This is a genomic window from Mesorhizobium sp. M7D.F.Ca.US.004.01.2.1 (genome assembly GCF_003997785.1).
Lineage (GTDB): Bacteria > Pseudomonadota > Alphaproteobacteria > Rhizobiales > Rhizobiaceae > Mesorhizobium > Mesorhizobium loti.
Map to the genome: position 1 here is coordinate 1 of NZ_RZRQ01000206.1, position 10,960 is coordinate 10,960.

At 63.1% G+C, this 10,960-nt stretch carries 10 protein-coding genes; 8 read left to right on the top strand and 2 right to left on the bottom strand.

Going from position 1 to position 10,960, the window contains the following annotated elements; all coding sequences use genetic code 11:
• Window positions 1-674 (bottom strand): NTP transferase domain-containing protein (locus EN993_RS23775; RefSeq protein ID WP_164757777.1); only part of this gene is annotated, 674 nt, incomplete at its 3' end.
• Window positions 675-841: 167 nt separating this feature from the next.
• On the bottom strand, window positions 842-1,588 hold the full coding sequence (locus EN993_RS23780) for a cytochrome c biogenesis CcdA family protein (RefSeq protein WP_126068962.1): 747 nt from the start codon (window positions 1,586-1,588) through the stop codon (window positions 842-844).
• Between the two features lie 197 nt (window positions 1,589-1,785).
• On the opposite strand from EN993_RS23780, the gene EN993_RS23785 reads away from it, so the two are divergent.
• The 8 genes from EN993_RS23785 to rpmG all read left to right on the top strand — a co-directional run bounded on the left by EN993_RS23785 (window position 1,786) and on the right by rpmG (window position 10,849).
• Window positions 1,786-2,163, top strand: coding sequence for a hypothetical protein (locus EN993_RS23785; RefSeq protein ID WP_127264979.1), 378 nt, complete (start codon window positions 1,786-1,788; stop codon window positions 2,161-2,163).
• Between the two features lie 363 nt (window positions 2,164-2,526).
• Window positions 2,527-5,178, top strand: coding sequence for a type I DNA topoisomerase (gene topA / locus EN993_RS23790; RefSeq protein WP_109671473.1), 2,652 nt, complete (start codon window positions 2,527-2,529; stop codon window positions 5,176-5,178).
• Between the two features lie 6 nt (window positions 5,179-5,184).
• The gene (gene rnr, locus EN993_RS23795; RefSeq protein WP_127264980.1) at window positions 5,185-7,491 is read left to right on the top strand and encodes a ribonuclease R; all 2,307 of its coding nucleotides are present in this window, start codon (window positions 5,185-5,187) and stop codon (window positions 7,489-7,491) included.
• Window positions 7,491-7,937, top strand: coding sequence for a DUF983 domain-containing protein (locus tag EN993_RS23800; protein WP_109671557.1), 447 nt, complete (start codon window positions 7,491-7,493; stop codon window positions 7,935-7,937). Before rnr ends, EN993_RS23800 begins: the two co-directional genes overlap by 1 nt.
• An 86-nt stretch (window positions 7,938-8,023) precedes the next feature.
• Window positions 8,024-8,764 carry an NUDIX domain-containing protein gene (locus EN993_RS23805; protein ID WP_127264981.1) on the top strand — a complete coding sequence of 247 codons (741 nt, stop codon included), beginning with the start codon at window positions 8,024-8,026 and terminating at the stop codon, window positions 8,762-8,764.
• Window positions 8,765-8,780: 16 nt separating this feature from the next.
• Window positions 8,781-9,959: an MFS transporter gene (locus tag EN993_RS23810; RefSeq protein ID WP_109671476.1), complete on the top strand. Its 1,179-nt coding sequence runs from the start codon at window positions 8,781-8,783 to the stop codon at window positions 9,957-9,959.
• A 110-nt stretch (window positions 9,960-10,069) separates the two neighbouring features.
• Entirely contained in the window at window positions 10,070-10,528 is a 459-nt protein-coding gene (locus EN993_RS23815; protein ID WP_126068960.1) for a hypothetical protein, read from the top strand.
• A 153-nt stretch (window positions 10,529-10,681) separates the two neighbouring features.
• Window positions 10,682-10,849 (top strand): 50S ribosomal protein L33, encoded by a 168-nt coding sequence (gene rpmG / locus EN993_RS23820; RefSeq protein ID WP_006201775.1) that lies wholly within the window; start codon window positions 10,682-10,684, stop codon window positions 10,847-10,849.
• Window positions 10,850-10,960 lie beyond the last annotated feature (111 nt).

Here is a 10,960-nt window from a genome sequence, read left to right on the forward strand (position 1 = left end):
CTCTCGAAACTGGCTTCGGTGGCAATGACATCGAGGCCTCGCGCGCCGGCGATCTCGACAATGTCGGTGAGATAATACTCACCCTTGGCATTCTTGTTGCCAACCGCGTCGAGCAGCTTCAGCGCGTGGGCACCGGCCACCGCCATCATGCCGGCATTGCAGAAGGTTATTTTCCTCTCCTCCTCGGAGCAATCCTTCTCCTCGCGGATGGCGACCAGCTTCCCGTCCTTCTCGATCAGCCGGCCATAACCGGTCGGACTGGGCGGGCGGAAACCGATCACCACGACGGCAGCGCCCTCAGCCAGCTTCAGCCGCGCCACGGTCAGCGCATCCGCGTCGATCAGCGGCGTGTCGCCGAACATCACAAGGATATCGTCATAACCCTTTGATATCGCCTCGCGTGCGGCCAGAACGGCGTGCGCCGTTCCGAGACGCTTTTCCTGCACGAAGGTCTCGGCCTTTGGCGCGAATTTCGCCGCCGCCTTGCGCATCTCGTCCGCGCCATGGCCAATCACCAGCGCCTGGCTGCCGGCGCCGGCTGCTTCGGCTGCCTTCACCACATGGGCGACCATCGGCAGCCCGGCGATCTGGTGCAGCACCTTCGGCAGCACGCTCTTCATGCGCGTGCCTTCGCCGGCGGCGAGGATGACGGACAGGCAGGATCTCTGGCTCATGGATGGACAACCATATGAAAGGGTTGGGAATCAAAGCATGCTAGCAGTGGCGCCATGCTGCACCAATGCGGTTAAATTCCGATGAGATCGGATGAGCAACTTACTTTTAATCAGTAGTTCAACGATCCAATCGAACGCAGAAAATGCGTTCGGCATCCGACAAAAAGTTACCCCAGCCGCCCCAGCACCGGAAAATTCTCCAGCAGCCAGTAGGACACGGTCTGCACGCCACCGGTGAGGAAAAACACGCCGGCGACCACCAGCAGAGCACCGATGGCCTTTTCGACGCGGCCGAGATGGACGCGGAATCTGCCGAGAAAGCGCATGAAGGCGCCGGAAAACAGCGCTGCGATCAGGAACGGGATGCCCAGCCCAAGCGAATAGGCGGCTAGCAGCAACGCGCCCTCGCCCACCGTCTCGCGGCCGCCGGCCAGCGTCAGGATCGGCCCCAGCACCGGGCCGATGCAGGGCGTCCAGCCGAAGGCAAAGGCCAGTCCCATGACATAGGCCGCGATCGCACTTGCCGGCTTGCCTTGCGACTGGAAGCGCGCCTCGCGCGACAGCAGTGGGATGCGCAACACGCCGAGGAAATTCAGGCCCATCAAGATGATCAGCACACCGGCGCCCATCGCCAGCGGCTCCTGCCAGACGCGCAGCAGCCGGCCGATGGTCGAGGCGCCGGCGCCCAGCGCGACAAAGACGGTCGAGAAGCCGAGCACGAAGGCGATCGAGGAATAAAGCAGCGCACCGCGCGCGCCTTCCCTCGCCGTAGTTCCCGCATTGCCGCGGAAATCGTCGACCGAGACGCCGGCCATATAGCAGAGATAGGGCGGCACCAGCGGCAGTACGCAAGGCGACAGGAACGAGATGGCTCCCGCCCCGACCGCGCTGACATAGCCGATGTCCAATGCCATTTCCAAGAACTCCAATACCGTTACGCCGATATAGCGACGCGCAGCCTTGTCCACCAATCACCATTGTGTTGGCAAGATCATCCCTTGATCATCCCTGGCCGACGCACCTGCCGGGGAAGAAACGGCAGCCCGCAGGCGTTGATACAGTGAGGCCGCGATTTCCCGCGCGTCTCCAGATATCAGTCAGGGAGATTTCCATGAAAACCATAACCGTAGGGCTGGCAGCGCTTTTGCTCAGCACCGCCGCATCTTTCGCGGCCAACGCGTGGAAGGAAGCCGAGGTCAATGGCACCAAGATCTACACCGATGCCAACGGCATGACGCTTTATACTTATGACAAGGACGAGAAGGGCAAGACCAATTGCTACGACAAATGTGCCACCAATTGGCCGCCGCTGAAGGCCGAAGCCGGCGCCAAGGCGGACGACGAATGGAGCGTTGTCGACCGCACCGACGGCACCAAGATGTGGGCCTATGACGGCAAGCCGGTCTATACCTTCATCAAGGACAAGAAGGCCGGCGACGTGGCCGGCGACGGTGTCGGCGAGGTCTGGCATATCGTCAAGGCCAACTAAATACGCCATTCCCGCATGGTGGCGGAACAAGGGCTGGTCGCCGGGCATCGCTCCATGCAGCCGGCGGCCAGTATCAATCAGCCTGTTATAATGTCGCCCGTTACGGATCGGGGCAGCATTTCAGCGACTCGGTGGAAAAATGAATCGGGTCGTTTCCGCTGGTTCAGGCCCACCATCTCCCTTTCCCAAAATTCTGTGATTTTCTCCATACACTCTAAGAGTGTATTGCTGCGGACAGCCTCGCAATTTGGGCGCTTCCCCTTGACCGGATGCAAAAGCGCGGCCATGTGAGCGACAAATAGAACGAGATTTCGTCGCGCGCAGCGGAATTCTTCTGCCGCACCACAGCTGATATGAGACCTCATGGACGTCGTCGTCGTCGAATCGCCGGCCAAGGCGAAGACAATCAACAAATACCTCGGCAAGAACTACAAGGTTCTGGCCTCGTTCGGCCATGTCCGCGATTTGCCGGCCAAAGATGGTTCGGTGCGTCCGGATGAGGATTTCGCCATGTCCTGGGCGGTCGACACCGCCTCTGGCAAGCGCCTCGCCGACATCGCCAAAGCGGTCAAAGATGCGGACGGCCTGATCCTCGCCACCGACCCGGATCGCGAGGGCGAAGCCATTTCCTGGCATGTGCTGGAAGTGCTGAAGCAGAAGCGCGCGCTGAAGGACAAGCCGGTTAGCCGCGTCGTCTTCAACGCCATCACCAAATCGTCGGTGCTGGAGGCAATGGCCAATCCGCGCCAAATCGATGCGCCGCTGGTCGATGCCTATCTCGCCCGCCGTGCGCTCGATTATCTCGTCGGCTTCACGCTGTCGCCGGTGCTGTGGCGCAAGCTGCCGGGCGCCCGCTCGGCCGGCCGCGTCCAATCGGTTGCGCTACGTCTGGTCTGCGACCGCGAATCCGAGATCGAGCGCTTCATCCGTGAGGAATACTGGCAGATCGCAGCTCTGCTGGGCACGCCACGCAACGAGAATTTCGAAGCGCGGCTGACCGCCTTCGATCGCAAGAAGCTGCAAAAGCTCGACATTTCCAACAAGGCACAGGCCGACGACATCAAGTCGATGCTTGAAGGCGCGACCTTCAAGGCAGTGTCGGTCGAAGCCAAGCCGACCAAGCGCAATCCCGGCCCGCCCTTCACCACCTCGACGTTGCAGCAGGCCGCCTCGTCGGGCCTCGGCTTCTCGGCCAGCCGCACCATGCAGGTGGCGCAGCGGCTCTATGAAGGCATGGAGATCGGCGGCGAGACCACCGGCCTCATCACCTATATGCGAACCGACGGCGTGCAGATGGCGCCCGAGGCAATCTCGGCCGCCCGCGACGCCATCGCCAAAGAATTCGGCGCAAAATACCTGCCGGAAAAGCCGCGCCAATATACCGCCAAAGCCAAGAACGCCCAGGAGGCGCACGAAGCGATCCGCCCGACGGATTTCATGCGCACCCCGGCATCGGTCAGGCAATATCTCGATTCCGACCAGATGCGGCTCTATGAATTGATCTGGAAGCGCGCCATCGCCAGCCAGATGCAGTCCGCCGAGATCGAGCGCACCACCGCCGAGATCGAGGCGGTCAATGGATCGCGCACCGCTGAGCTTCGCGCCATCGGTTCGGTTGTCCGCTTCGACGGCTTCATCGCCGCCTACACCGATCAGAAGGACGACGATGCGGAAGACGAGGAAAATCGCCGCCTGCCCGAAATCCGTGCCGGCGAACAGCTTGCCCGTCAGTCGATCAACGCCACCCAGCACACCACCGAGCCGCCGCCGCGTTATTCCGAAGCCTCGCTGATCAAGAAGCTGGAAGAGCTCGGCATCGGCCGGCCTTCTACCTATACGGCGATCCTGAAGACGCTCGAAGACCGCGACTACGTCACCATCGACAAGCGCCGGCTGGTGCCGCAGGCTAAGGGCCGGCTGCTGTCTGCTTTCCTCGAAAGCTTCTTCAAGCGCTATGTCGAGTACGACTTCACCGCATCCCTCGAGGAAAAGCTCGACGAGATTTCCGACGGCAAGCTCGCCTGGAAGGACGTGCTGCGCGATTTCTGGAAGGATTTTTCCGGCGCCGTCGCCGACATCAAGGAACTGCGCGTCACCGATGTGCTCGACGCGCTGAATGAAGAACTGGCGCCGCTGGTGTTTCCGGCCCGCGAAGACGGTTCGAACCCGCGCATCTGCCCGAAATGCGGCTCCGGCAACCTGTCGCTGAAGCTCGGCAAGTTCGGCGCCTTTGTCGGCTGCTCCAACTATCCCGAATGCTCCTTCACCCGCCAGCTCGGCGACGCCGCCAACCCGAATGGCGAGAATGGCGGCGGCGAGGATGGCACCAAGGTGATCGGCAAGGATCCCTACACGTCAGAGGAAATCACGCTGCGCAGCGGCCGCTTTGGCCCCTATCTGCAGCGCGGCGACGGCAAGGAAGCCAAGCGTTCCAGCCTGCCCAAGGGCTGGACGGCAGAGTCGATCGACCACGAGAAGGCGCTCGCCCTGTTGTCGCTGCCGCGCGATGTCGGCCAGCATCCGGAAACGGCCAAGATGATCTCGGCCGGGCTCGGCCGCTACGGCCCGTTCGTGCTGCATGACGGCACCTATGCCAATCTCGAAAGCATCGAGGATGTGTTCTCGATCGGCCTCAACCGCGCCGTGTCGGTGATCGCCGAGAAGCAGCTGAAGGGCAAGGGCGGCCGCAATGGCGGCACTGCCGCTGCGCTGAAGGAGCTTGGCGACCATCCCGATGGCGGCGGCAAGATCGTCGTGCGCGACGGCAAATACGGACCTTACGTGAATTTCGGCAAGGTCAACGCCACCCTGCCCAAGGGCAGGGATCCGCAGTCGGTGACGATCGAGGATGCGCTGGCGCTGATTGCCGAGAAGGAAGCCAAGGGCGGTGGCGGCAAGAAGCCGTTCCGCAAGGCGGCAGCGGCTAAGGCACCTGCTGCCAAGAAAACCACAGCCAAGAAAACGGCGGCCCAAAAGCCGGCTTCGAAGAAGCCGGCCGCGAAGAAAAAAGGGTAGGACAGCGTGGCGCGCAGGATCACCGGTAGGAGCCACGGCGATCCGCGCACCGCCGACACGAGGGCCAAGGTCAAGGACGACTATCGGCCATCGCGTGACGAAATCCTGCGCTACATCGCCGAAAATCCCGATCGCGCGGGAAAACGCGACATTGCCAAGGCGTTCGCGCTGCGCGGCGACGACCGCATCTGGCTGAAGGACATTTTGCGCGACCTGCAGGACGAAGGCGTCCTGACCAAGGAGCGCAAGCAACTGGCCCGCGTCGGCGCCCTGCCCCATGTCGCCGTGCTCGACATCTTCGGCCGCGACGGCGATGGCATTTTGCTGGCGCACCCGGCCGAGGCCGTGGGCACGGGCGAACCGCCCGTCGTCTCGATCCGCGTGTCGCGTGGCGGCAGCGGCCCGGCGCCCGGCATCGGCGACCGCGTGCTGGCAAAAACCTTTCCGACCAACGAAGCGACCGGCCCCGCCTACACCGGGCGGGTGATGAAGATTTTCGAGAAGCGCACCGATGCCGTGCTCGGTGTCTTTCGCATCCTGCAGGACGGCACCTTCCGCATCGAACCGGTGGAACGGCGTCAGCCCGAACTGATTGTCGACAAGGAATTCCAGAACGGCGCCAAGAACGGCGACCTGGTCGAGGTCGAGCCCGCAAGGGCCTCCCGCTATGGCTTGCCGAGAGCCAAGGTGCTCAACGTGCTGGGTTCGCTGACCAGCGAAAAGGCGGTCTCGATGATCGCCATACACGCGCATGACATTCCGCATATTTTCCCGACCGACGTCATCGCTGAATCCGAAGCCGTCAAGCCGGCGACGCTTGATCACCGCGAGGACTGGCGCGACCTGCCGCTGGTCACCATCGATCCGGCCGACGCCAAGGACCATGACGACGCCGTCTTCGCTACACCCGATCTCGACGAGAAGAACCCGGGCGGCGTGGTCGCCACTGTGGCGATCGCCGACGTCGCCGCCTATGTGCGCTATGGCACGGCGCTCGATCGCGAAGCGCTGAAGCGCGGCAATTCGGTCTATTTCCCCGATCGCGTCGTGCCGATGCTACCCGAACGCATCTCCAACGATCTCTGCTCGCTGCGCGAGGGCCAGGACCGGCCGGCGCTCGCCGTGCGTATGGTTTTTTCGGCCGAGGGCCGCAAGCTCAGGCACTCCTTCCATCGCGTCATGATGAAGTCGGCGGCGAAGCTCGCCTACACCCAGGCGCAGGCGGCGATCGACGGCGTGCCGGACGAGAAGACCGGTCCAATCCTCGATACGGTGCTGAAGCCGCTGTGGGACGGCTATGCGATCCTGAAGCGTGGCCGCGATGGGCGCCAGCCGCTCGAGCTCGATCTGCCGGAGCGCAAGATCCTGCTCAAGCCGGACGGCACCGTCGATCGCGTCATCGTGCCGGAACGGCTCGATGCCCACAAGCTCATCGAAGAATTCATGATCCAGGCCAATGTTGCCGCCGCCGAGACGCTGGAAGCGAAGAAACAGGAACTGGTCTACCGCGTCCACGACGCGCCGTCGCTCGCCAAGCAGGAATCGTTGCGCGAGTTCCTGCAGACGCTTGGCCTGTCGCTCGCCCGCGGCGCGCAGATGCAGCCAAGCCAGTTCAACGGCATCCTGGAGCGCGTGCGCGGCGCCGACAATGAAGGCTTGGTCAACGAAGTGGTGCTGCGCTCGCAGAGCCAAGCCGAATACTCGCCCAAGAACATCGGCCATTTCGGTCTCAACCTCAGGCGCTACGCCCATTTCACCTCGCCGATCCGCCGCTATGCCGATTTGATCGTTCATCGCGGACTTATTGCCGCACTCGGCCTGGGCCCGGGCGGGCTGACGCAGGACGAAGCGGCACGGCTCGAAGATGTCGCGGTGCTGATCTCAGGCACGGAACGCCGCGCAATGGCGGCCGAGCGCGACACGGTCGACCGTCTGATCGCCGCCTATCTCGCCGAGCGCATCGACGACCGGTTCGATGCCCGCATCTCCGGCGTCACCAAATCAGGACTATTTGTCCAATTGCCGCAGTACGGCGCGGATGGTTTCATCCCGGTGTCAACATTGAACGGCGATTACTATATATACGACGAAACGGCCCGCTCCCTGTTCGGAGAACGCTCGGGCAAAGGCTACCAGCTCGCGGACCGCGTCGAAGTCCGACTCGTCGAGGTGGCACCGATGGCCGGCGCGATGCGCTTCGAGATGTTGACCGACCCGAAGCCTTTGCCGGGCTCCAAGCGGTCGTTTCACAAGGCCAAGGGCCGCGCCCGCGCGTCGCAATCGCGACCGGGTTCGCGCGGCAGGAGACGATGATGACAACAGCCATTGAAGAACAGGTTTTCGGCGGAGAACATCACTCGGGCCGGGTCGCCCGCCCGCTGTGGACGGCGATGAAGCGCGGCCTGCTCGGCCGCTGCCCGCATTGCGGCGAAGGCAAGCTGTTTCGCGCCTTCACCAAGACCGTCGACACATGCAGCGTCTGCGGTGAGGAACTGCATCACCACCGCGCCGACGACCTGCCTGCCTATCTCGTCATCGTCATCGTCGGTCACATCGTGCTCGGCGCTTTCATGGGCGTCGAGGCGACCTCCACCTTGTCCACATGGCAGCACATCGCCATCTGGGTGCCGCTGACCATCCTTCTGTCGGTCGCACTGCTGCAACCGGTCAAGGGTGCCGTCATCGGACTGCAATGGGCCTTCTATATGCACGGCTTCGGCGACGAACACGACGTGATCGAGCCGCATCCCGGAGCCTGAGTCGCAGCCAAGAATGCGCCCTGGCGCAACATACCGACCGTGAAAGGCCACTTTCGCTTGCCAGAAGTTTCCGCTAGGTCCTGCGCATGGACGGTATGACCAAGGCGGAAGTCGACAAGATCGAGCGGAGCATGATCGCTCATAGCGACCGGCCAATTCGGCCGCGCGACGCGGCAACCCTGATCCTGCTCGACCGCAAGGGCGATGACGTGCTGGTTCTGATGGGCCGCCGCCATGCCGGCCACGCCTTCATGCCGGGCAAGTTCGTCTTTCCCGGCGGCCGCACCGATCCGGCCGACAGCCGCATCCCGGTCGCCGCTGCATTGCACCCGGAGCAGGAAGCTAGGCTGATCGCCGGGCCGGGGCGCATAAGCGCCGCACGAGCCCGCGCCATCGCCTTGTCGGCCATCCGCGAGACCTATGAGGAAGCCGGATTGCTGATCGGCCGCAAAGGCGCTTTCGCCACCGTCAGGCCCGATTGGCAAGGTTTTGCCGAACACGGCGTGCAGCCCTCTCTGGACATGCTGCGCTTCGTCGCGCGCGCCATCACGCCGCCCAACCGGGTGCGCCGCTTCGACACGCGCTTCTTTAGCGCCTGGCGCGACGACGTCGCAGTCGAACTGCCCGGTGGCGGCCCGACCAACGAACTCGAAGAGCTGGTCTGGTTGCCGCTTGCCAAGGCCAGGGAAGCCGACATACCCGACATCACCCGAATGATCCTGGACGAGCTGCAAAAGCGCCTCGCCCATGATCCGCTGTTGCGTCCGGGCGGTCCCGTGCCCTTCTACCGGCTTGTCCGCAACCGCTTCACCCGCGAACTTCTGTAGAGTATTCAGCATCCCCATGACGGTCGATACCCAACCACAGGGCGACGAACGCGTACACTGGCTGCCGATGGTGGCGGCGATCTCGTCGATCAGCGTCGTCGGCATCGCCATCGGTCTTGGCATGCCGCTGCTCAGCGTCATCCTGGAAACACGCGGCCATTCGGCCTCGATGATCGGCCTCAACACGGCCGTCGCCGGCCTCGCCTCGATCGCCGGCGCGCCGCTGGCGACGCCACTCGCCATGCGCTTCGGCGTCGCCTGGACCATGATTGCCATGATCGCGACCGGCGCGCTTGCCTTTGTCGGCTTTCATTTCGCGCCCGATTTCTGGATGTGGTTTCCGCTGCGCATCGTGCTGCACATCGCGCTGACGGTGCTGTTCATCCTGTCTGAATTCTGGATCAGCACCTCGGCGCCGCCGCATCGGCGCGGCCTTGTCCTGGGCATTTACGCCACTGTTCTGTCGCTCGGCTTTGCCGCCGGGCCGTGGCTGTTCGCCCATCTCGGCAGTTCCGGCTTCAGGCCGTTCGGCGTCATCATCGGTCTGGTGACGCTGGCAGCCATACCCGTGCTGGCGGCGCGCAACGAGAGCCCGTCGATCGCCTCCGACGGCGAGACCAGCAATTTCCTGCGCTACATCTGGCTGGTGCCATCGGCGACCGCGGCCGTGCTGGTGTTCGGTGCGGTGGAAACCGGCGGCTTTGCGCTGTTTCCGATCTATGGCAGCCGCATCGGCTATTCCGAGGCCGACGCAGCCCTTCTCCTGACCATGATCGGTCTTGGCAACGTGCTGCTGCAGATCCCGATCGGCATGATCAGCGACCGCGTCAGCGACCGCCGCTATCTGCTGATTGCCTGCGCCACGGTCGGTCTTGTCGGCACTGTCTTCATGCCCTTCTTCGCCCAGAACTGGCATTTGATGGCAGCACTTCTGTTTGTCTGGGGTGGCGTCGTCGCTGCCATGTACACGATCGGCCTTGCCCATCTCGGCTCGCAGCTTTCGGGCCACGAACTGGCGTCGGCCAACGCCGCCTTCGTGCTGTGCTACGGCGTCGGCATGGTGCTCGGCCCGCAAGCGATCGGCATCGGCATGGATGCGTTCGGTCCGTCCGGCTTCGGCTGGTCGCTAGGCCTGTTCTTCGCCGCCTACATTGCTTTGGTCGCCGTCAGGCTGGTCCGCAAGATCCTCCTGTAGCGCGACTGCTACCGGCCCTGCATTCGCATTGGCCGATGACAGGCTGCTGACAGAACCGTGTCAGGAGCACAGGGCTAAAAGGATGTCCCAAAACACTTGAGGACACTTCCATGATCGACAGCGGCTTTGAAACCACATCGCTACGAATGACACTGCTTCTGCTCGTAACCTTCCAGGCCCCGGCCGCCGACGTCGACCGCATCATGGACGCGGTGGTCGCGATCGCACCGCTGGCCATGGGTAAATATGACCGCAATGCCTATCAGTCGGCGCACGGCATCGAACGCTACAGGCCGCTTGACGGTGCGGCCGCCGGCGCCGAAACGGAGCTGCGGCGGCGCCCCGGCACGGTTGAGGTTTCCTTCGAACTACCGGACGACCAGACGCTGGCCGCCCGCGTCGTCGAGGCGATTTTCCAGGCCCATTCCTACCAGGAACCGGTGATCCGCATTCAGCCGATCCTTGCCAGCCGTTCCAAAGGGCTGGACGACCGCGCCAATCCGAATCGCTGGTGGAACACGACCGGCGACTGGAAGAAGGTTGCGGCATCGGCGACGGAAACCGCGTGATTTCCGCTCACCAGTCGGCTCAGGCGGGTCGCACAGGGCCTACCGGGCTTGACTTTCCGGGCGCGTTCTTTATGTGTCGCGCCAAGTTTCCCGCGTCCGGGTGTTTCCCCGTGCTCCAGCGGCCAAAACCCCACGAACAAACGGACTGATATCATGGCCAAAGCCGCAAACATCAAGATCAAGCTTCTGTCGACCGCCGACACCGGTTTCTTCTACGTGACCAGCAAGAACAGCCGTACCAAGACGGACAAGCTGTCGTTCCGCAAGTACGACCCGGTCGCCAAGAAGCACGTCGAATTCAAGGAAACCAAGATCAAGTAATCTGGGTTTTCCTTCTGCAATGCCGAAACGCCGCCCAGTGGGCGGCGTTTTTCGTTTATAGCCAATTGATGTCATTGCATCCGCGCAAAGCCTCCAGCCAAAAGGATTGAC